The following is a 25,212-nucleotide window of genomic DNA, read 5'->3' as shown; positions in this document are numbered from 1 at the left end:
GCGGTAGCTGTGAAGCGCTGAGATGTATTAACACGATTCTTTATTAGGTTTCCAGCAGTCGGTCACACCATGCATCTGGGAGTCGTCGTGCCACGCGTCGAGGACCACAGCACAATCGACCTGGCCGTCGAAGCCGAAGACCACGGTTACGACTCGGTCTGGCTGAACGAACTGTGGGGCGCTAGCTCCGTCGTCGAACTCACGGACATCGCGACACGGACTGAGAACATCGAAATCGGAAGCGCGATACTCAACGTCTTCTCGCGGTCACCGGCCGTGCTGGCGATGACAGCGACGACCCTCGACAGGGTCTCGGACGGGCGGGCAGTGCTGGGTCTGGGAACGAGTACAGCCCGGTCGATAGAGAACATGCACAGCATGGAATTTGAACGACCGGTCCGCCGCGCCCACGAGACTATCGATATCATCAAACAACTCATGACCAGCGACGAGCGAGTGACCTACGATGGCGAGGTGGTCTCTGTCAGCGGCGTGCCGCCGCTGGATCGTGACGTGCCAGTGTACCACGCCGCCCTCGGGCCGGCCAACAGGCGGGTCGTCGCCAGACTCGCCGACGGCTGGCTCCCACACATGGTTCCCTTCTCTGAACTCGAAGCGTCGTTCGATTACATCGCCGAGACCGCACGCGATGCCGACCGCGACCCAAGCGAGATCACCGTCGCACCGTACGTGCCGGCAGTGGTCCACGAGGATGCCGAGCGAGCCACCGAGGAACTCCGGCAGCACATCGCCTACTACGTCGGCAGCGGCGAGGGATACCGTCGAGCGGTCGCGGAGACATATCCGGACCGGGCGGAGCGCATCGCCGACGCCTGGCAGGCGGGTGACCGCGGCGAGGCGACGGAGCTCGTCACTGACGAATTGACGGCTGACCTCGGCATCGCCGGGACGCCGGAACAGGCACGGGAGAAACGGGATAGGATTGCGGACAGAGCTGTCATCGACCGGCTTCTGCTAACTGTGCCACAGCAGGTCGACGGGGAGCTGGCTCGGACGACGATTCGGGCGCTGGGGCCGAGTTAGAGGTCGACCTCCATCATCACCTCATCGGCGTACTCATCGCCGAATTTGTAGTGATCCTCGCGGATGGCTTCGATGTCCCAGCCGTGGCCTTCGAGGAACTCGATCGCGTCCTCGTTCGTCGATGGGACGGAGTTGTAGAGCTTCTCGTAGCCGTTCGACGACGCCCACTCGGTCCCCCGGGCGAGCAACTGCGAGCCGATGCCGTGGCCACGATACCGTTCGAGTACACCCAGCGTTAGCTCTGCCGTGTGGCTGAGCTTCTCGACTTCGGGATGTTTGAGGTGGACCCACCCGACCACGTCGTCGTTGATGCAGGCGACGAAGAAGATGCGCGACTCCAGTTCGTTGTGTCGGAGCAACACACCCTCGCTGTCCACCACGTCGGCGACGGTCTCCGCGTCAACGTACTCACCGCCGCCGATTGCGGCCCGGATGGCTCCAACGAGTCCGGTCAGATCCTCCTGTCGCGCCTGGCGGATGGTGAACTCGATGTCGTCGGCCTCGAACTCCTCTTCGACAGTGTCGTTGTAGGCGACGCGGAGTTCCCCGTCGATATCCTCCAGCACGCCGTCGCGTTTGAGTATCGCGACGTGATGGCCGAACGGCCGCGGGTCCATCTGCAGCGCCGACCGGGCCGCTCTCGGTTCGACGGACCCGTGTGATTCGACGTACTCGTAGATGTCCCGTCGATCCTCGTGGTCGAACTGCAGTGGCTCTGTTAGCTCCATGGTATTAGCTACCACGACACAGTACTTAATCCTTTATCAAAAACCATTCACATCTAGGCAAACGGTCGCTACTGGTCCGGAACGCCGGTCAGAAGCACTGCCACGTCGCGAGCGTTGTGTGTATCGACGAGCAGCTCTGCGGCCGCTCTGACGCTGTAGGTGCCGGCTAACTCCACGCCGTAGCAGGCGGCGTAGCAGTCCAGCCAGTCGTTCATCGTCCGTTCGAGCCGCTTGAACTCCGACTCGGAGAAGCGGACCCACGACCCGCCGGTCCGGGCCTCACAGTACAGAGCTACCGTGGGGCCGAACCCTTCCCGAAGGAATTCCATCGCGCGCTCCTCGTCCGGCGGGTCGGGGTCCAGCGACTCGCGGGTCTGCTCCGCTTGGCGGGAGAGCGTCCGAAGGCGGTCGTCGTACTGGCCACTCATCACCGAACGGGTCACCCCTGATTGAACTCCACGCCTTTCCCGCCAGCGGGGTGTTCCCACTCGGTGTCGGCGACGATGGCACAGGTGCCACACTCGACGCAGGGCTGGGTGTCGAGGCTCACGAGGTGTTCCTCGCTGCCGTTGGTCTGGACCATCTCGTCGCGGTAACAGCCGCCGCCGAAGTCCTCGGCACTGACCGGACAGGCCGTGACAGCGGTGCCCGAGGCCTCGAACGACTTGTCGACCAGTTCGATGTGCGGGTCGCCCACGTCGTAGGTCAGGTCGCCGATGCGGTCGCCCAGATCCGGTGGCGAGACGGTGTTCTCGTCGGTCACGGGCTCGCCCAGTTCCTCGGCGATGACCGTCGGTAGCGTCACGTATGGCAGTTTGGTGTCGGGGATCATCGACACCATGCGCGGCGAGGCGTAGGCCCGTTCGAGCAGTCCGGCCGCCGCGCGAACCCCGAACCGGCCGACGGCGGACTCGGCGATAGCGTTCGAGAGGTCGTCGACGGGACCGAGTTCACCGAGCTGTCCGAACACCTTGTACCCGGTCGGCCGGAGCTTGTCCATGACGCCCTCGTCGTGGAGTTTCTTTTCGTACAGGTCGCCGGCCTGAGACGGGTCGTCTCGTGCCCTCGCGTCGGCGAAGGCCTCGGCGGCCAGCGCTCCGGCGGTGACCGCGTGGTTCATCCCCTTGATGATGGGGCCTTGGGCCTGCATCTGGCCGGCAGCGTCGCCGACCAGCACGAGGCGGTCTTCGTGTGGCGAGGGATGGGCCGCCTTCTTCGAGTCCGGGACGAGTTTCGCGCTGTACTCGCGCTCGTCGTACTCGTCGCTGAGCCACTGGGCCATGAGCGGATGCGTGAGCAGGCTGTCGAGCAGTTCGTGGGGTTCAGCCCGCTCCTCGGCGATGGAATCGAGGTGGAACACGGTGCCGATAGACAGCGAGGACTCGTTGGTGTAGAGGAAGCCGCCGCCGCGGACGCCGTCGAACAGGTCGCCCGAGAACAGGTGGGCTGCGCCGTCGTCGGGGGCCACGTCGAACCGGTCGTTGATGACTTCCGGTTCCATATCGACGACCGCCTTGACGCCTTGGAACCACTCCTCCGGCTCTTCCCAGTCCATCAGCCCGGCATCGCGGGCGAGTTCGGAGTTGACGCCGTCAGCCGCCACGACGATGTCGGCCTTGATCGGGTCCAGTTCCTCGGTCGTCACGCCGACGATTTCGCCCCGTTCACGCAGCAGGCCGGTGACGTGGACCTCGGTCAGCAGGCCGCCGCCGGTCTCCCGGGTGCGCTCGTGGACCTGCTTGGCGAGCCATGAGTCCATCTTCCGACGGAGTACTGCGTCGGCCCACGCCGTGTCGTGGTGGTGCAGGTCGCCGATGTCGAAGGATTTCACCTTGTCGCCGGCGATGTTGTGGATGATGTTCTCCGTCACCGGTCGCTCCGTCGCTTCCTCGCGGAAGTCCGGAAACAGCCCGTCGATGGTGTAGGGTGCCGACTCCTCGGCGTAGATGAGCCCGCCAGAAACGTTCTTCGAGCCGGCATCGACGCCGCGTTCGAGCACCAGCGTCTCGACGCCGTTCCGCGCGAGCGTCGCCGCCGCGGCGGCCCCACCCGGACCACAGCCGACGACGACAGCCTCGTACTCCTCGGCGGCGTCAGTCATCGCTGGCCTCCATCATCGCACCCAGTTCACCGGATTCGACCGCCTCGGTCAATTGTGGCAGGACCTCGAACAGGTCACCCTCGATGAGATAGTCCGAGAAGTCGCGGATATCGGCGTCCGGGTCAGTGTTGATCGCGATGATCGTATCGGACTCGTCGCAGCCGACCTTGTGCTGGATCGCCCCGGAGATGCCCGTAGCGATGTACACGTCCGGTTCGACCTCCTGCCCGGACTCGCCGATCTGGCGCTCCTCGGTGACGTACTGCTCGACGTGGCCGTCGAAGGAGTACGACGAGGTGATGACCCCGCGGGATAGTCCCAGATCGGCGTCCTCGAAGGCGTCGACGAGGTCCAGCGCCTGCTCGATGCCCCGCGTCGGGTCGTCACCGATGCCGCGGCCCACAGCGACGATGACATCGTGGCCGGTGAGGTCGACATCGCCGGAGAGACGGTCGTACTCCTCGACCTCGACCTGGAACCACGCCTCGTCGAGGTCCATCTCGTAGTCGACGACCTCGCCGTCGCGTTCGTAGTCCGGTTCGGGCATCTCGAAGCTCCCCGGAATCACTGACGCCCCTTGCGGGTGGAAATCCCGGTTGGGCTTGTCGATACAGAGAATCGTCGAATACTCGAACCCGGAGAAGTCCGGGCGCTTCATGTGCAGCACGCGCTCGAACTCCTTCTTGTCCCCGGCGGTGCCGACTTTCGCGGGGTTCGAGATCATCGCGCTCTCGATGTACAGCCCCGAGCAGTCCGACGCTAATCCGGAGTCGAGTTCGCCCTGGACGAGCGCCGAGAGGTCCCGACCGTTGTTCGTGGCCGGGAAGACGGTGTAGCGCGGCTCGTGGTAGTCCTTCCACTCGACTTCCTCACGGCCCTCGACGGCCAGGTCGCCGCCGGCGCGAGCCATGTTACAGAAGATTTCGGTGTAGGGCTGGTGGCGGAAGCGATCAAGGCGGTCGTCCTCGTGATAGACGACGAGATCCGCGCCGCAGGCGACGACATCCTCGACGTGGTCGCTCGCGTTGGCCCCGATAAGCACGGCGACGACGCGCTCCTCCTCGTCGTACGCTGCGTTGTAGTCGTCCATCAGTTCGCGAGCCTTCCCGAGCATCTCCTTCGACACGTCGACGAGTTCGCCGGCCTGGGTCTCGCAGTACACCCACATGTCGCGGTACTCCGCGCCGACGGTCCCCTCGACCCACTGCTTGTCGTTGGTCGGGTGGTCGAGGTCCGGGTACTTCTCCGCCGGTGGGACGTACTCGACTTCTGCCGTCTCCTCACCCTCGCCCTCACCGGTTCCTTCGACAGATTCGATGCGGCTCTCGATCTGCGATTTCGCCGTCTTGCGGTCCTGGCCCGCTTTCTCGCGTTCGAGCAGGTCCCGGAGCACGTCGGCGTCGTCGACCTCTCGCACCATGTTCGCCACGTCGGCGACAGTGAGGGCCGACAGGTCGACGGTTTCCGGATCGATTTCGCCGTCGTCGTCACTCTCAACCTTGTCGATGCGGTCCTCGATGAGCGTCTTGACGGGCATGCGGTCCTCACCGTCTTCCTCCAGTTCCAGCATCGCCCGGAGCTCGTCGGCGTCGTCGACGTCTTTGATTTTCGGGCCCAGCTCGGCGATCTCGTGTTCTGTGGGGTCGATTTCAGGCATGGTCAGTCACCCGCCGCGTAGGGGGTAAGTTCGTCCAGCACCGGTTCCAGCGCCTCGCGCTCGTCGGCTTCGATCATCGTCGCCTCCCGCTCGGAGGGAGCCTTGGGAATCGGGTCGACGCCGGAGACGATGGTCGGTGAGCCGTCTAGACCGATGTAGTCCGGGTCGAGGTTGAGGTCTTCGTGGTCCCAGACCGTGAGGTGTTCCTCGTACTCCTCGGCCCGCTGCTGGGTCTCCTCGCGGAGGTCCTTGTGCTTCAGCCGGTGGCTCGCCTTTCGGTAGGTCGGTTCGAACTCGGGGTCGGCGACGATGAAACACGGCATCGGTGCTTCGACCGTCTCGATCTCGGAGATATCCCCGTCGACCAGCCGTTTAGCCCGGACGGTGCCGGCGTCCTCGTCGATATCGAGCGAGAGGACGTGAGTTATCATCGGCCAGTCCAGACACCAGCAGGTCTGTGGGCCGGTGTGGCCCGTCTCACCGTCGGCCGTTTTGAACCCGGCAAACACCAGATCGGGCTGCTCGTCGAGGTTCTGGAGGCCGGTCGCGACAGTCATCGCGGTAGCCCAGGTGTCCGCGGCCCCCATCTCGCGGTCCGAGAGGAGATACAGGTCGTCGGCGTACACGTCTCGCATCCCTTCCTGCAGGACCTCCTCGTAGCCCGGCGGCCCCATGCTCATCAGCGAGACGTGGCCGCCGTTGCGGACTTTTGTCTGGAACGCCGCCCGGAGCGCGTGCTTGTCGTTGGGGTTCATCACCGTCGGTGTCTTCCCCCGTTCGAGGTGACCGTCCTCGTCGAACGACACCTGTCCCTCGCGGAAGTCCGGAACGCCCTTTGTCATAACGACTGTATGCATGGTACCATAACCCTCGTATGTGAATGTCACACAAGAATATGTAATAAATGTATGTTTACAATACAAGTGACATGTCGGTGGCCCTGTCTCAGGGGACGCAGAATCCGTCAACGCAAAGTATTCTCACGGGCTGACGGCCCCAAACCGCTTATATTCGGGATGTGGCTACTGCGAACTCGCGAAAATAGTTGGGTCCGGCAGCTCAGATACGACCGGCGCGGCCCGGGTCCACGTCGATGGCGTCGACCGGACACACGTCGACACAGAGCATGCAGTCGATGCACTGCTCCTCATGGGCGGGGTCGGCCTTGATTTCGCTCTCCGGATGGTCCGGCGTGTCGACCCACTCGAACACGTCGACGGGGCAGTCCTCTAGACACGCCCCGTCGGCGATGCAGATATCGAAGTCGACGGCGACGTGTGTCCCATGAATGCCCAGTTCCTCGGGTTCGTCGACCGGTCCCCAGACATCATGTCCATCGTGCTGTTCGACAACGTCGCGGTTCTCCTCGAACTCCGGGTCTATGGCCATTGGTATCTTATCTCACTTTTGCGAGCTACTTAACTTTTCGACCTGACCGTCAGAATCCGGGGCCGTCGCGGCGATCCGGTCCACGAGTGTCTGCCGGTCCGAGGTCGTCGATGCGGTCGGTCGGCCCGGGCAGGTTGCCGCCAGGCAAGCCGGTGTCCTCGCCCGTCCCTGTCGCGTCGCCAGTGTCCGGCCCGCCGGTTCCGACTCGCCGGATGAACTCGACAGTCCGCTCGTACACGTCGTCGTACTGGGCCCCATGGAAGGGGAAGCCGTGGTCCGACGGCACTGTCTCGTGAACCACATCGGTCATGGGACCGAGGGCGTCGGCCAACAGTTCGGACTGGGCTGGCGGCACGACATCGTCGTCGGTGCCGTGGAGCAACAGCGTCGGTGGGGCGTCGGTGTTCACCTGCCCGACCGGTGAGGCGAGGTCGTAGGCCGCAGGTTCGTCATCGGGCCCGCCACCGAGGTACGCGCGGTGGCCCTCGCCTTCGGTAACGTCGGTAGCGTTGTCGAGCGCGTGGAAGTCGTAGACGCCGGCGTAGCCGACGGCGGCCGACAGCGCCGAGGACGCGCCGGGGTACAGTTCGGGTTCGAACCCGGGCTCGTCCGCCGTCAGCGCAGCCAGAACGACGAGATTCGCGCCCGCCGAATGGCCGACACCGACGATACGGCTCGTGTCTGCGCCGTAGCTTTCGCCTTCCGTCCGAGCCCACTCGATAGCGGCTTTCACGTCGACCAGCGCCGCCGGGAACGTCGATTCCGGTGCGAGGCGATACTGCGGCTCGATGACCAGAAAGCCGTCCGCGGCGAGATCGAGCGCGTGCCGGGCGAACTCGCCCTTGTCGCCGAACGTGAACGCGCCGCCGCGGACGAGCACGGCGACCGGTTTCGGGCCGCTAGCCGCCGCTGCGTCGTACAGGTCGAGCGTCAGCGTCTCGCCGTCCACCTCGTGGAACGGGATATCACGCTGCACTGTCACTGACTCCGGGGCGCGGTCTGTCACGGGCGACAGTCGGGCCGTCGCGGACATAAGCCCGACGCTATCAGCTCTCGACCCTCGGCAGAGTCGGGGTGGAATGCCGTGTCGACACCGCCATCCCACTCGCTATCTGTTGGTGACTTGCTTGACAGTCAGCTGTATCGTGCTGAACGAGGCGAAAAAGTCGGTTATCGGGCGGTACGCCTGCGTCCCGACGGTCAGCCTTCGACCTCGATCTGCTTACCGCGGGCTACCGCACCCGTCTCGACGGGCAGGCGCACTTCGAGGATACCGTTCGTGTAGTTCGCGGCGATTCCCTCGTCGTCGACGCGCTTCGGGAACCGGAAGCGTCGGTGGTAGGTCCGACGCTCGCCGCGCTGTTCGTCCTTACGCTCGGCAGCGATGTTTAGCATGCCGTCGTCCCAGAAGACGTCAATGTCCGCGACGTCGAAGCCCGGGAGTTCGACGTTGAGGACGAACTCGTCGTCTTCCTCGTACAGTTCGTAGTCGTCACTACCGGTTTCGAACAGGCGGGACGGAAGGTCCAGACCACGCATCCAGGAACTCGGTGTGGTTGTTGGCAGGGCCATTGGCCATCACCTCGCATCCATTTGACACTAGTGTTGCGGTTCTACAAAAATCTTGTTAATCAAGAGATTGAATATCATATCACTTAGTAACACATCAGCAGTCAGAGAAGTGCTGCTGTAGTCCGATCCCCCGTATCGAAATAGCACACCAGGTTCGAGGAAACAGGGAATTGACCACAGCCAAGCGGCTTTTTATTATCGGTAGGCCATCGACCGATAAAATAAAGTGATAACACGGCAATAAACTGTGGAACGATGTACGGCCGCTTTGTGACGGTTCTGTGGGCTCTAGCGGTACTTTCTGCGGTCTTTCTGTTGCTCGCGTGGCGCAAACGCGAGGAGCCTGGCGGGACGCCGATGGTGGTGTTTCATCTCGCTCTAGCGGTCGGTGCGGCCAGCTACGCTGTCGACATCACTGCGACGACGCTGTCGACGCAGTTGCCTGCCCGGCAGGTCGCGACCATCGCGCAGGGTGCGGTTGCCATCGCGTGGCTGTCCGCCGCACTGCAGTACGCCGACTTCGACCGAACGGTGACGCGGCGAGCCGTCGGGCTACTATCGCTTGACCCAGTGTTGCTGGTGGTCGTGTTTGTCTTTCCGGGCGTCTCGTTGTTCGAACTCCCACCCAGCGGCTCCGTGGGGTCGCTGGTGGTGGCACCCGGGACTGGCCTCACGGCAGTGTTTATCGCCCACATGGCAACGATTCTGATCGCGGCGCTTGCCGGAACAATCGTTCTCATACAGTTGTTCGTCCGCTCGCGACACCTGTACCGGACACAGGCCGCGGCCGTCCTCGTCGCGGCGCTGGCCCCGTGGACCATTGCGCTGACCCAGCAGTACTTCCTACAGATCCCCGAGGACGCCACGATTTTCGCCTGGGGCGTCTCCGGAATAGCGATGACGACCGGCCTCTACACGTTCAAGACACTCGACCCGGTGCCGGCGGCTCAAGAAACTATCGTCGAACAGATGGGCGACGGAACGCTCGTCGTGGACACCGACGGCCGCATCAGCCATGCGAATCCGGCGGCCGAAACCCTCCTCGCTGGCCCCGAGGAGAAGCTCGTGGGCCAGCAGGTCGACGCCGTCATTCCGACTTGGGACAGTCTCACGATTGCGGACGACGGGCAGTCGGACTGGTCAGAACTCGCACTTTCCGTGGACGGTCAGCAGCGGTTCGTCGAACTCGAAGTGACGCCGTTTACCGACCGGTTCGACGGGCTCGTTGGCCGGCTCGTCGTTCTCCGAGACGTCACGGAGCGGAAGCAACGCGAGCAACGGCTGACGCAGTACAAGACGATTTTCGAGGGCGTCAGCGAACCCGTCTACGTCCTCGACGAGCACGACCAATTTGTCACGTACAACGACCCGTTCGCCGAGCTGGTCGGCACCGTCGAGGACAGTCTCGTCGGCGAGCGCTTCGGGACGGTGCTGGGACAGATGGAAACCGAGCCGCTGGACGACGGCTCGGCGGAGTTCCTGATCCGGACCGCTACCGGCGAACAGGTCCCCTGTGAAGTCGACGCGGCGGACATCGAGCTGGCCGGCGGTGAGTCCGGCCGCGTCGGTATCGTCCGAGACATCTCACGGCGGAAGGAGATCGAGTCCGAACTCGCAGTGACGACTGAGCGGCTCGAAACGCTGGTCGAGGCTGCCCCGGTCGCGATCGTTGCACTTGACGCCAACGCGACGGTCGAGGTCTGGAACCCCGCCGCGACGGAGCTGTTCGGCTGGCGTGCCGACGAAGTGTTGGGCGACAGGGTTCCGGTTATCCCGGAGGAGAACCGACGGCGGACGGCCGAACGTCACGCCCGGGTACTCGAAGGCGAGCGCCTGTCGGGCCACGAGACGGAACTCGAACGAAAGGACGGAAGCCGTGTCGACGTGAGCCTTGCCGCCGCACCGATTCGCGACCTCAGCGGCTCCGTGGTCGGCAGCGTCTCTGTGGTGACGGACATCACCGAGCGGAAGCGTCGGGAGCGACAGCTGGAACGCCAGAACGAACGGCTGGACGAGTTCGCCAGCCTCATCTCCCACGATCTCCGGAACCCCCTGCAGGTCGCCAGCGGTCACTTGGAGCTGGCCTCACAGGACGCCGACCCGGAGGTACGCGAGTCGATAACGGCCGCGGCGGATGCTCTGGACCGGATGGAGGGACTTATCGACCACACCCTGACGCTGGCCCGCGAGGGGCGTGACATCAGCGATCCCGAACCGGTGGCGCTTCGGGAGACGTTCGTACAGGCGTGGAACGCCGCACCCACGAACGCGGCCGAACGTCGCGTTCAGGACCCGCCAGAACGCGTGCTGGCCGACCGTGAACGTCTGGCCGAACTGTTCCAGAACCTCATTCAGAACGCCGTGGAACACGGCAGGGACGACTCCACTCCCGAAGCAGGCCCGGCGACCGACGGTGCAGGGACGGTTACCATCACGCTTGGCGCTACGCAAGATGGGTTCTACGTCGCCGACGACGGCCCGGGGATTCCGCCGGACCAGCGCGACGACGTCCTCGAATCGGGCTACAGTACCGACGATGAGGGCACCGGCTTCGGCCTGGCGATCGTGAAGACGATTGCCGAGGCCCACGGCTGGGAGCTAACGATCACCGATAGCGAAGACGGCGGTGCTCGCTTCGAGTTCAGCGGCGTCGAGACAGAGAACCTGGCCACGGACCGCGACGACAGCCTCAGGGATGTGTAAAGTACGCGACGGACTCCGCTTCGGCCTCGTCGGCAACTTGGTCGAGTCGGGCGAAGCCGATACGCTCGAACTGGACGACCTCGTCGGCGTCGTAGCCGAACAGCCCCGGTTCGGCCACGCCTGACACGTCGCCGTCCATCGTCCGGAGGCGGAGCCGCGGGCCGTCGGCCGGTGCCCAGTGAATCACGTCGACGCCCTCCTCGCGGACCGCGTCGATGTCGTCACCGGTGTACTCGAACGCATCGCGGGTGTGGCGTACACAGCCGTACCCCTTGAGCCAGATGCGCTCGCCGTGGTCCGGCAAGTCGTCGCCCTCGACGGCGACGCCGTTCGTCACCGGAATCTCGCGGCGGCCACGCTCCTCGTAGTCCGGGTGCAGCGGCGGTTCGCCGGCGTCCGGCCCGCCGACGATCTGACGCTCGACGAGGCCACCGTGGTCGTCGCTGTCCCGGACGAAGAACGCCCGGTCCGAGTCATCGTCGATGAGGTCACGGTTGTTCGAGTAGATCGACGACATCGCCAGGTCGACGTTCGAGGTGGACGTCCCCAACTGAATCATCGCATCGACGACCGCCTCACCGCGGATGCCGCGCCGTTCGAGGCTGGCGACGGTCGGCGCTCGCGGATCGTCCCAGCCCGCCAGTTCATCATCCTCGATGAGTTCGGCGATGCTCGACGTTGAGAGCGGCACGTCGTAGGCGTCGACCTGAACGTGGCCCCAGTGGATGACTTCGGGGTACTCCCAGTCGAAGTAGTCGTAGACGAACTGCTGGCGCTTCGCGGAGTCCTGCAGGTCGATGCCGCGGATGATGTGCGTGACACCCAGCAGATGGTCGTCCAGCCCGCTCTGGAAGTCGAGCATCGGCCAGCAGCGGTACTCTTCGGCCGCTTCGCGCGGATGGGGTGTGTCGACCATCCGGAAGGCGACGAAGTCCCGCAGCGCGGGATTCTTGTGGGTGATATCGGTCCGGACCCGAAGCACCATCTCGCCGCTGTCGTACTCGCCGTCGACCATCGCTTCGAACTCCGAGCGCGTGGTCTCGGCGTCCTTGTCGCGGTGGGGACAGGCTTCGCCGTTGTTCTTCAGGTCAGAGAACTCTCCCTGCGGGCACGAGCAGGTGTAGGCTCCGCCCTTGTCGATGAGTTCGCGGGCGTACTCGTAGTACGTCTCGACACGGTCGCTGGCGTTGACCACGTCGTCAGGTTCGAAGCCCAGATAGTCGATGGCGTCCAGAATCGCGTCGTAGGCGTCGAGGTCCGGTCGCTTCGTCTCGGGGTCGGTGTCGTCGAAGCGGCAGATGAACTCCCCGTCGTAGCGCTGCTTGTACGTGCCGACGACGGCAGCCATCCGTGCGTGGCCGATGTGCCACGGGCCGTTGGGGTTGGGCGCGACGCGCATTCGAACGGTGTCGTACTCCTCAGCGTTGGGCAGGTCCGGCAGCGGGTGGTCATCGCCCTCGTCCTCGCTCTCTAACTCTTCGAGTTTGTCCGGCGCTAACTCTGCCAGCCGCTCGCGGCGCTCGTCGGCGTCCATCCCGTTGACCCGCTCGACGACCGGCGCGATGACGCCCGGAATCTCGTCGCCATGCTCGCGGAACTCCGGGTTCTCACCCATGAGCGGGCCCATTATTGCGCCGACCTGTGCCTCGCTGTCGTGTTTGACCGCGTTGAGGAGGGCGTTTGTCTCCGCTGCCTCCGTGATTCGGTCTCGCAGCTCGTCGTCCATTACCGGGACCTGCGACTGGGAGGGTCAAAACGCCGTCGGGTTGGGCCAGCTATGGGGGCGGGGTGTCAGCAAGCAGTTCACGTAGCCCTATGTCGACAACGATTCGTTTCACTCAGTACGGGGTGCAGTCACACTGGTTAGTACAGCGAGCACCGTCAACAGCCCACACTGGTGGAGACGGTCCGAGAATCGACTGTTCCGTTGCTATCGATACGGATTTCTGCAAACCGGGAATTACAGTCGAAATGGTCAGTTGTTACTGGGTACGTTCCAGTCGTCTGTGTTGACTCGTCCGTCACTGTGAGGAGGTACCCTGGAGATGGAATTTCTAACCAAAGTGTCCCGTTCGGTGGGAGTGTTTCTGTACGGGTTACGACTGAAGAGTCGCTGTCATTATGTACTAGTTCGACGGATACGGTTTGATTCATCGGGCTATCATTCCAAACCTGAATCGGCAACCCATTCCCAGTTGTACCGACTTGGATGACGACAGAGGGGTCAGCTTTCGTTCCTTGGTATGGTGCTGGAACAGATGGATCAATCGTCGGCGTGTCAGTCGTCGTTACATCTGGCGGGCCGCTGTGGGCAGAAAGGGTTGGAAACAGGAGTAGCGAAGCTACGATGCCGACAGTAATAATGAGAAACACCGCAAGAAGCGGACGCAGATTCATGACGCAAGCAACTCATCTCTGGCCGCATGTGTTTTCCGGTTGGTACGTTCGCAGACGGGCTGTGTATTCTACGCAGGACGGTTCCCCGCAAACGAAGAGTGGTCATTCAACAGCACCCAACGAGTCCGCGACCTGCTCCAGCGAGGCCAGTCCAGTTACCTCGCCGGACTGGTCGGGAATCGTCCAGATATCCAGTTCGGGAAGCGACTCCCGAAGCCGCGCGATAGCATCTTCCTGAACCGCCTGCCTACCCTGACACCGCTGACAGTCGTCGACGTCCTCGATGACCTTGTTCACGACGAGTGTCGTCACCGGCACGTTGAACTCGCGGAGTTTCCCGACCAGCCGCTCCGTCTCGCGGACGGCCATCGTCTCGGGGATGGTGACGACCCTGAACGCCGTCTGTTCGGGGTCCCGGAGCACCGTGCCGACCCGCTCCATCCGCGTGCGCATCTCCGTGAAGTCGTCCGGGCCGTCGTCGCGCCGGCTCGCCATCGGGCCGAACATCATCGTCCGAGCGGTGTTGACCTTCCGGCGTACTTGATCCCGGAGGTCCATCGCCGTCGCGACACCGCGGTCCATCACTGACGGCAGGTCGAGCAGTCGGAGCGTGTGGCCGGTCGGCGCGGTGTCGAACACCACGCGGTCCCAGCGGTCGCTCTCGATGTACGTCGCCATGCCCTCGATAGCCGCTAGTTCGTCGCTGCCGGGCATCACGCCAGTAGTGAACAGGTCGGCGATCTCCTCTTCGTCCATCCGAATGCCGGCATCTGAGAATTCCGACGCGAGCGCCTCGAACAGCGACCGGTAGCGGTCGATGCCAGTCTGTGGGTCGACCTCGACACCCCACAGCCCCGACCGGATTTCCGTCGGGTCGCTGCCGACCTCGGTCTCGACGGCGTCGGCCAGCGAGTGGGCAGGGTCAGTGGAGACGACCAGTGTCTCGTGGCCCGCCGCCGCCAGCCGGTGGCCCGTCGCTGCCGCCACAGTCGTCTTGCCCACACCGCCCTTGCCGCCGTAGAGGAGGAATCGGGTCACAGGCGTCGCTAGGGAGCGACGTGTCTTAGTTGCTGACCAGCACCAGTCAGGGTCGAAGCGACGCGAGAAAACTGACCGCAGGCGCGCTCAGTAGTCGCGCTCAACGAGGTAGTTCGCGATGCCCTCAAGCAGGTAGCGGGCCTCGTTGTCCGGGAGGACTTCGAGGTTCTGCTTGCCGCTCGCGATGAGGTCCTGCCCGGTCTGGCGGGCATATTCGATTGAGCCCACCTCTCGGAGGCGCTCGACGGCGGCGTCGATTTCGGCTTCCGAGACGGCCTCGACGGAGTCCGTATCGATCAGATCGCCGACATCGACACCCTGCTGGCGAGCGTGCAGCGTCACTAACGTCTGCTTTTCTTCGACAAGGTCCGAGCCCCGTTGCTTGCCGAGTTTCTCCGAGGGAGTCGTCAGGTCCAGCAGGTCGTCCTGAATCTGGAACGCACGCCCCACGTCGAGCCCGTAGTTGTACAGGGCGTCGACTGTCTCCTCGTCGGCCCCCAGCAGCGTGGCCGGGATCGAGGCGGCCGCGCCGTACAGCACGGCCGTTTTGAGTTCGACCATCTCCAGATACTCCTCGGGCGTGACGACCTCGCGTTGCTCGAACTCGATGTCGAGTGACTGGCCTTCGCAGATGCGGGTACACGTCGTCGCGAGTCGTTTGTTCGCGTCGACGGTTCGTTCGGGGGCCGCGCCCGTATCGAGCAGGAACTCGAACGCTTTCGAGTACAGCGTGTCGCCGGCGAGAATCGCCGTTGAGAGGTCGTACTCCTTGTGGACGGCCGGCACTCCGCGGCGGAGTGCGTCGTCGTCCATGATGTCGTCGTGAATAAGCGTGAACGTCTGGATGACCTCGATGGCGAGGGCAGCCGACATCATATCGGCCTGCCCGCCTTCGAGCGTCGGGAAGTCACGGTAGTCTGCCGTCAGCGGGTCGACATCGAGCAACGACTCCGCGACCAGCAGCAGGACCGTCGGGCGGAGTCGTTTCCCGCCCGCGTCCAGCAGGTATCGCGACGCCTCGTAGAGGTGGTCCGGCTTCTGGACCGGAAGGTCCTCGGGGAGGGCGTCGTTGACCCGGTCTCGTCGGGCGACAATCGCGTCTTCGACCTGCTGATGGCGTTCGGACATCGATTTACTCGGTGAGCTTGATCATGTTGCCGTTGCGGGTGATGTGGAGGTCCCGTCCGGCTTTGTAGCCCATGTCTTCGGCGAGGTCGACGTACGGTGCGAACCCTTCGAGGCTCTGGTGGGCCGGAATGATGTTCTTCGGCTGGAGTGCCTCGATCATTTCGTAGTGACCCTCCTCGCGGAGGTGGCCCGAGACGTGGATATCGTCGTATATGCGGGCGCCCTGCATGCCCAGGAGCTTCTCGGACTGGTAGCGCTGGCCCTCGTTTGTCGGCTCCGGAATGACCCGGGCCGAGAAGATGACCTTGTCGCCGTCGTCTAGCTCGTATGGCGTCTCGCCGCGGCCCATGCGGGTAAGCATCGCGCGTGGCTCGCCCTGATGGCCGGTGACAATTGGGAGGAAGTTCTCCTTGCCCTCGTTCATGATCCGCTTGAACGTCCGGTCGACGGACTTGCGGTGGCCGTACATCCCGAGGTCCTCCGGGAAGTCGACGAAGTCGAGCCGTTCGGCGGTGCCGGAGTACTTCTCCATCGAGCGACCGAGCAGCACCGGCTGGCGGCCGATGTCGTCGGCGAACTCAACGAGACTCTTGACACGAGCGATGTGTGAGGAGAACGTCGTTGCGACGATACCGCCGTCGTAGTCGGCGACGCTGTCCATCACGTCTTTGAGGTGGCGACGTGCCACGGATTCGGAGGGCGTACGGCCCTTCTTGCCCGCGTTCGTACAGTCCTCGATGTAACAGAGGACGCCCTCGCCCTCGCGGCCGATCTCGCGGAACCGCTTCATGTCGATGGGGTCGCCGATGACCGGCGTGTGGTCCATCCGCTTGTCCAGCCCGTAGACGACCGACCCTTCCGGCGTGTGGAGGACGGGGTTGATCGCGTCGATGATGGAGTGGGTGACGTTGACGAACTCCAGTTCGTTGCGCTCGCCGATGGACATGGTCTCACCGGCGTCCATCTTCACGAGGTCGTTCTGGACGCCGAACTTCTCCTCGCTCTTGATCTGCTGCTTGACGAGTTCGATGGTGAACGGCGTCGCAACGATAGGTGCGTCGTAGCGGTGGGCGAGCTTGGATATCGCGCCGATGTGGTCGAGGTGACCGTGTGTCGGCACGATAGCCTTCACGTCGCCTTCCAGGTCGGACATGACCCGGTCGTCCGGAATGGCACCCATGTCGATGAGGTCCAGCGAGTGCATCCGTTCCGTCTCGACGTTGTCGTGAATCAGTACCTTCGAGAGGTTCAGGCCCATGTCGAAGATGACGACGTCGTCCCCTGCACGGACGGCCGTCATCTGTCGGCCTACAGCCTCGTAACCGCCAATTGTCGCAATTTCGACTTCCATGGTTGTAGCTCCGAGTGGAAAGCCGGCCGCGGGCATCCGGTGGGGCACGGCAACGACGGTATCTGCAATGTAGGCGACTTCGTCCGCGTCGGCGCTCCAGGCCAGTCGGGTACGCCCGTAGCCTGTGCAACCGCAGTGGGAGGGACTTCCGTCCCGCAACTTACATCCGCCGTCTGCCGGCCGCCGAACCGCAGTCCACGGGCGGCCGTGCGCTCGGTTACGTCGGTCTACAACGGCGCTTCTTAAAACGGTGTGGGTTCGTCGCTACTCGTCGTCTAGGGGGTCCGAGAGCGGATCGCCGTCACTGGAGACGTCGAAGCCAGTGACGCCGTCGTCTGCGAGCGTCGAGTCCTCGTCAGCCGTCTCCGTGTCCTGGGACTCCGCATCGTCCTGTATGCTTTCGTCAATCTCGGCTCCGGATTGGTCATCATCAGCGCCGCCGAACAGGTCGTCCGTCGTCCGTGGGCCACCGGACGTGTCCGTCTCACCGGAGTCATCGAGTAGTCGGGTGTCCCGAGTCACGGCGTCGTGCTGTTCCGCTTCGTCAGCATCGGATGGGTCGACGCCGGTGGGTTCGGTATCGGCTTCAGGTTCGGTGTTCCGGTCGTCGGCTGGTGCTGGCTCGTCCTCCCCCCAGTCGTCAGCCGCCGCGGCTTCCCCGCTCCCCGTGTCGAACTCCGCAGGGTCCGGCGGCGTCCATTCCTGTGGTTCCGTGCTGGGCTCCGGTTCCTCGGCGGTGTCCTCAGTAAGTAGGTCGCGGTCCGACTGCTCGTTGGGTTCGGACTGGGGTTCTACCGCTTCCGAATCGCGAGCGAGATCCGTCGGGGATGGCTCTGCAGTGGTATCGTCCACCGCCTCAGGGTCCGGTCGGGAAACGTTTTCGGCCGGCTGTTGCTCCGATGTCTGTTCGTCCTGGGCCGCCGTGGCTGTCTCCACTGCGTCTTCGTCTGTCGCCGGGGCCATCGTCTCGTCGGCCGACGGTGGTTCTGACGTGTCGTCGGCTTCCAAGGGGCCCATATCTGTCACTGAGGTATCGTCTGCCACCGGCTCATCAGCCGTCGCCGAGTCAGCATCCTTCAGCGGATCTTCGTCGGCCGCCGTCACCGCAGCGTCGTCAATCCCGGCCGCCGCAGTGTCAGACGTAGCAGACGGCGCTGCCGCGTCGGAAGGGTCGGAGTGTTGCTGTGCGGATGCGTGGATTCCCGATTCTCTGGACGCGTCAGTGTCCGGTTCGGAGTCAGCAACCGGTTCCGACACTTCGGGCTCGTCGGTCGCCGGCTCGGCAGCCGCCGGGTCAGCAGCCGGCTCGGTATCCTGAGAAACCGCCGGCTCAGGCCCAGCCGGCTCTGGCGTCGGCTCGTCGGGCTCCGAAGCCGGTTCGGTAGCGGGTGCAACACTGTCATCGGTTGATTCAGTTGCTGGCTGGTCGCTTGCCGAGGAACTGGCGGCTGCCACATCGCTCGCATCACGCCGTGCTGTCTGTGCCGCGAGCGTTCCCGCCATCGTTGCGTCGGCGATGAGCTTGTGGGTCAAGCCGAGCACGCCGGAGAGCAACAGGAGTCCACCGAGCGCCCCGACGACGATGCCAAGTACCGCACGATAGCCCGCGTTCCCAGAGAGCGAGCCGAGCGAGCCGTTCTGTATCAACACGTACCCTGCAGCGATGAGGCCGCCACCGACGCCGGCGACGACAAGCAATATCCCGAGGAACCTCGTTCCGTATCGATAGACGTCGGTCAGACCTACTGCAGACATAGTCGCATAATTGATAACAGAGGACAAATATGTTACGACAGTTGATGAAGTGATATTTAATTTACTAGTCTGTCGAGACCGAGCAGATTTACCGCTTCGTCAGCCAGTGTTGGCTCGATATCGACGACATCACGCACCGGGACTGACCAGTCGCCGACAGCAGTAGCAGTCTCACAAGTCGACATCACCAGCGATAGTCGTCCCCGGATTCTCACCGGCGAGAAAGGCGGGAAGTGCGTCAGGACCGAACACGAGTGCCGGGGCCGAGAGTGCGAGCAGCGCACGGACCTTACCGGCCATCCCACCCGACACGTCCGTCGCGTCGCTCCCACCCAGTGCCGATTCTACGGCCTCGAACGCCGCGATACGGTTAACGACGGTCCCGGCCTCGTCGAGGACGCCGGGAACAGTCGAGCAGACACCGACCCGGTCCGCGTCGACGGCGGGCGCGAGTTCGACGACCAGTTCGTCGCCGCTCAGAACCGTCGCGCCCGCGCCGGCGTGTGCAACGAGGTCGCCGTGGAGGACCGGGACGAACCCCTCCGACAGCAGCGTCGTGACCTGCGCTGTCGGCAACGAGAGGTCGCCGTCGGCGTCGCGTACGCCCGCCGAGAACGGATGGACCGGAACGGCCGGAACACCTGCCTCGGAGAGCGCATCTACGACGGCGGCGTTGAGCCGGCACATCGCGCCGTGGATGGCCTGCACGCCGTCGACATCGTGAGTCCCCTCGGTCGTGCTAACGCCATATTCGGCGGCGTGGTGGTGGCCGAAGCTCCCGCCGCCGTGGACGACGACGATATCCTCGCCGACTGCCGAGTCGGCGATGGCTGACACGGCGGCCGACAGCGCAGTTCGATCGACCGTCTCAGGTTCGTCTTTCTCTGTGATGACGCTCCCGCCGAGTTTAAGCACGACCGTCATTCCTGCCGGACTCCGTCGGTGTCCAGTTCGGCCCGGAAGACGTCCTCACACCCCGGCGTGTACTTCAGCGCCGTGAGTGCGTCATCCGTCTCGTCCAGCGCGACGATACAGCCGCCACCGCCGGCCCCGGTGAGTTTCGCGCCGTGGGCGTCGGCGTCGCGGGCCGCCCACACCATCGAGTCCAGCGACCGCGAGGAGACGCCCAGTGCCGAAAGCAGTCCGTGGTTGAAATCCATCAGCTCCCCGAGCCGTTCGTAGTCGCCCGTTCCAAGCACTGACTCCCCCTCACGGACGATGTCGCCGATTGCCGTGACGGTGTCGGCGGCGAAATCGTACTTCCCGCGCAGGTCCCGGACGCCAGCGACCAGTGCCCCGGTATCGCCGGCTCCGCCGTCGTAGCCGATGACGAAGGGCAGGGTGTCGATGCCGTCCAGACGCCGACAGTCGTCGCCCTCCACACGAACTGCCCCGCCCATCGCCGAGCAGAACGTATCTGCGCGCGAGGCCTGCCCGTCCTGAACCGCGTGTTCGACCTGATAGGCGCGGTCGGCGATCTCGCTCGCCGACAGTTCGACACCGAGTTCTCTCGTCGCCGCGTCTATTGCCGCGACGACGAGCGCGGCCGACGAGCCCAGCCCCGCTCCGAGCGGGATGTCGCCCTCGACAGATATCTCGAAGCCCGCTTCGGGCGCATCAGCCGCGTCACGGGCCTGTGATACCGCCTCGTTGACGTATCCCATCCCGGCCTCGACGAGCGATTCGGCGACATCCACGTCCGGATGGCTTTCCCCGTCACCGGAGTACTCGACGGTAAAGCCATCCAGTTGCAAGTCATTTGCGTGGATACGCAATCCCTCGTCGATCTCGGTTGCCGTCACGTGCACCCGCCGCTCGATGGCGCAGGGTACCGCCGGCTCGCCGTAGACGACCGCGTGCTCCCCGAACAGGTACACCTTCCCGGGAGCGCTCGACGTGACCATATCCGCCCGTGTGCACCCAGGGCGTTAGGCGTTTTCGGAGTCGACAGTCGGGACGACTGTCGGAGCCCTATTCAGACACAGTGTCAACGTCGGTAAATTCGAACCGTGCGCCGCCGTCGGTCCCACTGACTACCCGGACCGTCCAGCCGTGGGCGTCAGCGACCTGTTTCACGATGCTCAGGCCGAAGCCCGTCCCCTCGGCTGCTGTCGAGTAGCCGGCGTCAAACACGTCTCCGTGGTCGGCCACAGGGATGCCGTGACCGTCGTCCGCGACGTAGAAGCCGTCGGGCAGTTCGCCCACGGTCACGGTCACATCGTCACCGCCGTGTTCGATCGCGTTGCGGACGAGATTCTCGAACAGTTGTCGGAGGCGGCTCTCGTCGGCGCGGATGGACCGGTCTATGTCAGTATGAAGCGTCGCGGCTCTCGTATCGACGTTTTGCCAGCACGTCTGGACGAACGGTTCGAGGTCGACCACGACGGGCGACGCAGGTGACGCGCCGTCGCGTGCGAGCGTGAGCAGGTCGTCGATGAGCGTATCCATGCGCTGGTGTGCGCTGTCGATTGCGTCGATATGCTCGCTATCGGACTCCTCACGCAGTAGTTCGAGCTGTCCGCGCGCGACGGTCAGCGGGTTCCGCAGGTCGTGGCTGACGACGCTTGCGAACTGTTCGAGCTGTTCGTTTTGCTGTTCGAGTTCCTGCTCGCGTTCCTTGCGCTCCGTGATATCACGGCTGATCGCCAGGAACCGGCCCTCGCCGTCGAGGGCAAGTCGGAGCAGATGTACTTCGACCGGCATCGTCGACCCGTCGCGGCGTTCGTACAGGCCTTCGAACTTGCAGCGCTCGTCGATACTGAACCCGGAAAGCTGGGTCTGCACGTCCTCGGCGTCGAACGTCTGGTCGAATTCCCAGATCGGCCGTCCAAGTACCTCGCTTTCGTCGTACCCCAGTTCCGCGCAGAACCGCCGGTTCACGTCGCAAATCGTGCCGTCGGCGTCTAACACGTCGATCATGTCGGGCGAGTTCTCGAAGAGGGCTTCGAGCCGCGACGACGTTTCCTCTAACCGTTTCTCACGACGTTTCCGCTCAGTGATATCCTGCTGGAACCCGACGTAGTTGACGACTGTGCCGTCGTCGTCGCGAACCGGCGCGACCCGAACCCGATTCCAGAATTCCGTCCCGTCCTTTCGATAGTTCCGGAGTTCGACCGACACCTGCTCCCCTGCGTCGATAGCGTCCCGTAGTGCGTCGACAGGCTCCGGGTCGGTGTTCTCGCCCTGGAGTATTCGGCAGTTCTTCCCGAGCAGCTCCGGGAGCGAGTAGCCAGTCAGCTCTCGGTAGTGGTCGTTAGCGTAGATCAGCGGATTGTCCAGCCGGTTGGGGTCAGTGATGGTGACGCCGACCGGGGCCTCGTCTATCGCGCGTTTGTTCCGGAGTAGCTCCTGTTCGCGCTCTTTTTGCTCGGTAACATCACGAGCTACGCCGACGATGCCGTCGATAGTACCATCGACGACCAGCGGCGTTAGTTGGTACGCGACCACCGCGTGTCCGTGGCCGGGGAACTCCGTTTCGATTTCGCCGCTAAGTTTCTCCCGCGTTCCGTCGAGCAGTTCCTGATACCAGTCTGTCTCACCCTCGGCTCGAATACGCGGAACGAGTCTACTGGTCTGTCCTTCGAGCTCATTGCGCGTCGTGTCGTACCACTCTGCGATGGTCTCGTTGACGATTTCGAACCGGTCTTCGGCATCGTAAATACAGGCTGCCTCCTGCATGGAGTTGACCATCCGCTCGTAGCTCTGGAGCGCTCGGTTCCGCTCGCTGACCGCCTGCTGTGAGCGGGAGTGGTCGACGGCGTCTCTGATTCGGTTCACCAGCCCGGCATACTGTTCAGCACCCGGCTCTTTCCTGAGGTAGTCCGTGACACCGGCCGAAATTGCCTCGCTGGCGACTGCCTCGCTCCCCTGTGCGGTGTAAATGATAAACGGCAGGGCCGGGTACTCGTCGCGGACCGTTTCCAGAAGCTCGATGCCGTTCCGTTCGGGCAGGTCGTAGTCGGAGACGAGGCAGTCTACGGTATCGTCAGCCAACCTCGCCACAGCTTCGGTAGCAGTACGCACCGTTTCGACCGTGAGACTGTCGCACTCGCGTTCGAGAGCCGTCGACAGCGTCACGGTGTCGTCCGAATCGGTGCCAACGTAGAGGACCTTGACCCTGGCGTCCCCGACGCCAGCGGTTTCAGGCGTCATTCGGAATCCCGTTCAAGTCCGGTGGTTGCGCCGGGATAGCTGTCACTCCACTGACCAAGGATTACCGGAGCGATGTAGCTCTGTGAACGGTCTATAGACAGGGCCGGGCGCAGGACGACTGCAAACAGCGTGTGACGATTGTCGCCAGAGATGGTCTGCAGCAGTGTCATGATGGGTAGGTAATTAGTTGCGGTCGTGGTCTTCCCGTAGTGACCGAGGCTGAAATCGGTCACCGGTGCGACGTGCAGGGCCGCTGTTCTTGCACGCTTACACGGGACTCTGCAGTAAATAGCTGGTGACCAAATCAACTGGCACGCCGAACCTACTCTGTAGCAACCGGCAACGACGCCGGAGCGGTCGTGTCGGCGTGCGTGTTACCGTTCCTGCACGCGCATGGACATTTTCTGCCGGGGATGGGCGGTCAGCGACGGCAACAGCTCAAGGGGTGTCTCTCCCTGGAACTCTAGTCGGTACTGGCTGGCCGTCGTTGCGGTGATGAGTTGCGCTTCAAGCATGGCGAGGTGCTTCCCGATGCAGTGGCGCGGGCCACCACCGAACGGGAAGTAGGCGAACCGCGGGCGTTCGCTGGCCCGCTCGGGCTTCCAGCGCTCCGGGTCGAACGTCTCGGGGTCGTCGTAGAACCGCTCGGAGCGGTGAACGCCCCACTGTGGGACCATCAGCGTCGTTCCCGCCTCGACCTCGTAGCCGGACAGGGTCACGTCCTCGGTCGGCTCCCGGAAGATGGTGTACACGGGCGGGTAGAGCCGCATCGCCTCTTGGATCACCCATTCGAGGTAGTCCAGTTCGCGGACGTGTTCCATCCCCGGCCGGTCGTCGCCGATGACCTCGTCCAGTTCCTCGTGGACGCGCTGTTCGACCTCGGGATGTTCCGACAGCAGGAACCAGGTGTAGGTCAGCGTCAGTGCCGTCGTGTCGTGGCCCGCAAGCAGCATCGTCATCATCTCGTCGCGGAGTTGCTCGGGCGACTGGTTCCCCTCGTCGCGGGCACGCAGGAGCACCGACAGGAAGTCCATCGGACCGTCCTCATCCGTCCCGAGCGAGTCCTCGCGGACATCGATAATGTCGTCCAGCACCTCGTCCAGTGTCCGCACGGCGCGGTTGAACTCGGCGTCGTCGGGCATTGGCATCCACTCTGGCATGGCGAACCGGATGGGGTCCGGTTCGAACCGTTGACCCAGCGGCAGCAGTTGCTCCTCAATGGTCTGGACTCGCTGCTCGGAGAGTTCAACGCCCATCATCAGGTCCAGAATCACGTCTAGCGTGACCCGGGTCATCGACTGCTCGGCGTCGATGACATCACCGTGTGACCAGTCGGCGATACGGTCCTCCGCGTGGTCGGTGATGCGGTCGGCCATCCCCGACAGTCGTGCCATCGAGAACGCGGGGTTGGCGAGCTTTCGCTGCTGCTCCCACGTCTCGCCTTCGCTCAACAGCAGTCCGTCACCCAGCAGATCCCCGAGCGCATCTCCCTGAAAGTCGGGTTTGCGGAACCGGTCTGCCTCCGAAACCAGCACGCGCTCGATTGCTGTCGGGTCACAGAGCATGACCGTATCCATCGGCCCCATGTCGAATCGGGCCACGTCGCCGTAGGCCCGCTCCAGCGCCGAGATGAACCGGAACGGGTCCCGAGCGTACGTGCGACTACTGCCGAACAACGGTTCGCCCTTCGGTCCGGGCGGCGTCTTTGACATCGACTACCGTTAGTGTCGGACACGCTTGAATGGTATGCCAAATGTCGGGAAGAGAGCGGTTCAGGCACGTTTAGAGCCAGCGATCGGCGTCTAGTTGCCAGTCGGTGTGTCCCCTTACCCAGACGCCGCCGAGACCACCGAGGGCACTGAGACCGACAGTGTACAGCAGAAAGAACGCGAACACAAGCGCCAGAAACAGGTCGTATCCGGGTGCTCCGGGCGGAATCCCGAACCCGAGGAGGCCGGCGATGTACAGCGCCGGAATGAAGAGCGCAAGCAGGGGGACCATCGCGCAGACGCCGGCCAGCGTTCCCAGCCAGAGCCCTGTCCAGTAGCCGCCGCCGTTGTTCGCCGCGGCCACAGCACCGCCAGCCACGGATGAAAAGGGGATAAACGACAGTGCAACCGTCACCAGTGCCCCAATACCGGCGTTTGTCACCGACTCGCGCATATGCGTTCGCAGTAGTGGCGGCCGCAGTGATGTA

Annotated in this window: 20 protein-coding genes; 2 read left to right on the top strand and 18 right to left on the bottom strand. The window is 63.8% G+C overall.

Annotated elements, in window-relative coordinates:
* Positions 1–69 precede the first annotated feature (69 nt).
* Positions 70–1,044: an LLM class flavin-dependent oxidoreductase gene (locus IEY38_RS19060; protein ID WP_188980284.1), complete on the top strand. Its 975-nt coding sequence runs from the start codon at positions 70–72 to the stop codon at positions 1,042–1,044.
* On the opposite strand, the gene IEY38_RS19055 is transcribed toward IEY38_RS19060, so the two are convergent.
* The 8 genes from IEY38_RS19055 to IEY38_RS19020 all read right to left on the bottom strand — a co-directional run bounded on the left by IEY38_RS19055 (position 1,041) and on the right by IEY38_RS19020 (position 8,491).
* Positions 1,041–1,772 carry a GNAT family N-acetyltransferase gene (locus tag IEY38_RS19055; protein WP_188980282.1) on the bottom strand — a complete coding sequence of 244 codons (732 nt, stop codon included), beginning with the start codon at positions 1,770–1,772 and terminating at the stop codon, positions 1,041–1,043. The genes IEY38_RS19060 and IEY38_RS19055 overlap by 4 nt on opposite strands.
* Positions 1,773–1,840: 68 nt before the next feature.
* Positions 1,841–2,200, bottom strand: a complete 360-nt coding sequence (locus IEY38_RS19050; protein ID WP_188980280.1) for a hypothetical protein — start codon at positions 2,198–2,200, stop codon at positions 1,841–1,843.
* Between the two features lie 11 nt (positions 2,201–2,211).
* Entirely contained in the window at positions 2,212–3,873 is a 1,662-nt protein-coding gene (locus IEY38_RS19045; protein ID WP_188980278.1) for an FAD-dependent monooxygenase, read from the bottom strand.
* Positions 3,866–5,530, bottom strand: coding sequence for an electron transfer flavoprotein subunit alpha/FixB family protein (locus IEY38_RS19040; RefSeq protein WP_188980276.1), 1,665 nt, complete (start codon positions 5,528–5,530; stop codon positions 3,866–3,868). Before IEY38_RS19040 ends, IEY38_RS19045 begins: the two co-directional genes overlap by 8 nt.
* A 2-nt stretch (positions 5,531–5,532) precedes the next feature.
* Positions 5,533–6,387 (bottom strand): electron transfer flavoprotein subunit beta/FixA family protein, encoded by an 855-nt coding sequence (locus IEY38_RS19035; RefSeq protein WP_188980274.1) that lies wholly within the window; start codon positions 6,385–6,387, stop codon positions 5,533–5,535.
* Between the two features lie 202 nt (positions 6,388–6,589).
* Positions 6,590–6,919, bottom strand: a complete 330-nt coding sequence (locus tag IEY38_RS19030; RefSeq protein WP_004593526.1) for a 4Fe-4S dicluster domain-containing protein — start codon at positions 6,917–6,919, stop codon at positions 6,590–6,592.
* Between the two features lie 49 nt (positions 6,920–6,968).
* Positions 6,969–7,952, bottom strand: coding sequence for an alpha/beta hydrolase (locus IEY38_RS19025; RefSeq protein ID WP_188980273.1), 984 nt, complete (start codon positions 7,950–7,952; stop codon positions 6,969–6,971).
* Between the two features lie 167 nt (positions 7,953–8,119).
* Positions 8,120–8,491, bottom strand: coding sequence for an Hsp20/alpha crystallin family protein (locus IEY38_RS19020; RefSeq protein ID WP_188980271.1), 372 nt, complete (start codon positions 8,489–8,491; stop codon positions 8,120–8,122).
* Positions 8,492–8,746: 255 nt separating this feature from the next.
* Between IEY38_RS19020 and IEY38_RS19015 the strand changes: the two genes are divergently transcribed.
* On the top strand, positions 8,747–11,194 hold the full coding sequence (locus IEY38_RS19015) for a PAS domain S-box protein (RefSeq protein WP_188980269.1): 2,448 nt from the start codon (positions 8,747–8,749) through the stop codon (positions 11,192–11,194).
* Here the strand turns inward: IEY38_RS19015 and IEY38_RS19010 are convergent.
* From IEY38_RS19010 to IEY38_RS18965, 10 genes are all read right to left on the bottom strand, one after another.
* The gene (locus IEY38_RS19010) at positions 11,181–12,920 is read right to left on the bottom strand and encodes a glutamate--tRNA ligase (protein WP_188980267.1); all 1,740 of its coding nucleotides are present in this window, start codon (positions 12,918–12,920) and stop codon (positions 11,181–11,183) included. The two genes, IEY38_RS19015 and IEY38_RS19010, sit on opposite strands and share 14 nt — an antisense overlap.
* 773 nt (positions 12,921–13,693) lie before the next feature.
* Positions 13,694–14,629 (bottom strand): ArsA family ATPase, encoded by a 936-nt coding sequence (locus tag IEY38_RS19005; protein ID WP_188980265.1) that lies wholly within the window; start codon positions 14,627–14,629, stop codon positions 13,694–13,696.
* Positions 14,630–14,716: 87 nt separating this feature from the next.
* Positions 14,717–15,757: a geranylfarnesyl diphosphate synthase gene (idsA3, locus tag IEY38_RS19000; RefSeq protein WP_188980263.1), complete on the bottom strand. Its 1,041-nt coding sequence runs from the start codon at positions 15,755–15,757 to the stop codon at positions 14,717–14,719.
* A gap of 4 nt (positions 15,758–15,761) precedes the next feature.
* Positions 15,762–17,108 carry a ribonuclease J gene (locus IEY38_RS18995; protein WP_170098231.1) on the bottom strand — a complete coding sequence of 449 codons (1,347 nt, stop codon included), beginning with the start codon at positions 17,106–17,108 and terminating at the stop codon, positions 15,762–15,764.
* A 264-nt stretch (positions 17,109–17,372) separates the two neighbouring features.
* Positions 17,373–18,863 (bottom strand): midas domain-containing protein, encoded by a 1,491-nt coding sequence (locus tag IEY38_RS18990; RefSeq protein WP_188980261.1) that lies wholly within the window; start codon positions 18,861–18,863, stop codon positions 17,373–17,375.
* 171 nt (positions 18,864–19,034) lie between these two features.
* Complete coding sequence (locus IEY38_RS18985) at positions 19,035–19,787, bottom strand: isopentenyl phosphate kinase (RefSeq protein WP_188980259.1); 753 nt, start codon at positions 19,785–19,787, stop codon at positions 19,035–19,037.
* Positions 19,784–20,767 carry a mevalonate kinase gene (mvk, locus tag IEY38_RS18980; protein ID WP_188980257.1) on the bottom strand — a complete coding sequence of 328 codons (984 nt, stop codon included), beginning with the start codon at positions 20,765–20,767 and terminating at the stop codon, positions 19,784–19,786. Before mvk ends, IEY38_RS18985 begins: the two co-directional genes overlap by 4 nt.
* Before the next feature lie 67 nt (positions 20,768–20,834).
* Positions 20,835–23,015: a PAS domain S-box protein gene (locus IEY38_RS18975; protein WP_188980255.1), complete on the bottom strand. Its 2,181-nt coding sequence runs from the start codon at positions 23,013–23,015 to the stop codon at positions 20,835–20,837.
* Between the two features lie 374 nt (positions 23,016–23,389).
* Positions 23,390–24,727 (bottom strand): cytochrome P450, encoded by a 1,338-nt coding sequence (locus IEY38_RS18970; RefSeq protein WP_188980254.1) that lies wholly within the window; start codon positions 24,725–24,727, stop codon positions 23,390–23,392.
* Between the two features lie 70 nt (positions 24,728–24,797).
* Positions 24,798–25,178, bottom strand: coding sequence for a DUF5518 domain-containing protein (locus IEY38_RS18965; RefSeq protein ID WP_188980252.1), 381 nt, complete (start codon positions 25,176–25,178; stop codon positions 24,798–24,800).
* Positions 25,179–25,212 lie beyond the last annotated feature (34 nt).

Source organism: Haloarcula sebkhae (genome assembly GCF_014647415.1).
Taxonomy (GTDB): domain Archaea; phylum Halobacteriota; class Halobacteria; order Halobacteriales; family Haloarculaceae; genus Haloarcula; species Haloarcula sebkhae.
Note: the sequence above shows the minus strand (reverse complement) of the source record. Positions and strands in the feature narration are given on the sequence as shown.

Bases quoted from the DNA above. Each gene is read 5' to 3' on its own strand.
- IEY38_RS19040 (WP_188980276.1), bottom strand. From the start codon at position 5,530: ATGCCTGAAATCGACCCCACAGAACACGAGATCGCCGAGCTGGGCCCG.
- IEY38_RS19050 (WP_188980280.1), bottom strand. From the start codon at position 2,200: ATGAGTGGCCAGTACGACGACCGCCTTCGGACGCTCTCCCGCCAAGCG.
- IEY38_RS18975 (WP_188980255.1), bottom strand. From the start codon at position 23,015: ATGACGCCTGAAACCGCTGGCGTCGGGGACGCCAGGGTCAAGGTCCTC.
- IEY38_RS19045 (WP_188980278.1), bottom strand. From the start codon at position 3,873: ATGACTGACGCCGCCGAGGAGTACGAGGCTGTCGTCGTCGGCTGTGGT.
- IEY38_RS18965 (WP_188980252.1), bottom strand. From the start codon at position 25,178: ATGCGCGAGTCGGTGACAAACGCCGGTATTGGGGCACTGGTGACGGTT.
- IEY38_RS19055 (WP_188980282.1), bottom strand. From the start codon at position 1,772: ATGGAGCTAACAGAGCCACTGCAGTTCGACCACGAGGATCGACGGGAC.
- IEY38_RS19015 (WP_188980269.1), top strand. From the start codon at position 8,747: ATGTACGGCCGCTTTGTGACGGTTCTGTGGGCTCTAGCGGTACTTTCT.
- idsA3 (WP_188980263.1), bottom strand. From the start codon at position 15,757: ATGTCCGAACGCCATCAGCAGGTCGAAGACGCGATTGTCGCCCGACGA.
- IEY38_RS19010 (WP_188980267.1), bottom strand. From the start codon at position 12,920: ATGGACGACGAGCTGCGAGACCGAATCACGGAGGCAGCGGAGACAAAC.
- IEY38_RS18990 (WP_188980261.1), bottom strand. From the start codon at position 18,863: ATGTCTGCAGTAGGTCTGACCGACGTCTATCGATACGGAACGAGGTTC.
- IEY38_RS19030 (WP_004593526.1), bottom strand. From the start codon at position 6,919: ATGGCCATAGACCCGGAGTTCGAGGAGAACCGCGACGTTGTCGAACAG.
- IEY38_RS18970 (WP_188980254.1), bottom strand. From the start codon at position 24,727: ATGTCAAAGACGCCGCCCGGACCGAAGGGCGAACCGTTGTTCGGCAGT.
- IEY38_RS18995 (WP_170098231.1), bottom strand. From the start codon at position 17,108: ATGGAAGTCGAAATTGCGACAATTGGCGGTTACGAGGCTGTAGGCCGA.
- IEY38_RS19025 (WP_188980273.1), bottom strand. From the start codon at position 7,952: ATGTCCGCGACGGCCCGACTGTCGCCCGTGACAGACCGCGCCCCGGAG.
- mvk (WP_188980257.1), bottom strand. From the start codon at position 20,767: ATGGTCACGTCGAGCGCTCCCGGGAAGGTGTACCTGTTCGGGGAGCAC.
- IEY38_RS19020 (WP_188980271.1), bottom strand. From the start codon at position 8,491: ATGGCCCTGCCAACAACCACACCGAGTTCCTGGATGCGTGGTCTGGAC.
- IEY38_RS19035 (WP_188980274.1), bottom strand. From the start codon at position 6,387: ATGCATACAGTCGTTATGACAAAGGGCGTTCCGGACTTCCGCGAGGGA.
- IEY38_RS19060 (WP_188980284.1), top strand. From the start codon at position 70: ATGCATCTGGGAGTCGTCGTGCCACGCGTCGAGGACCACAGCACAATC.
- IEY38_RS18985 (WP_188980259.1), bottom strand. From the start codon at position 19,787: ATGACGGTCGTGCTTAAACTCGGCGGGAGCGTCATCACAGAGAAAGAC.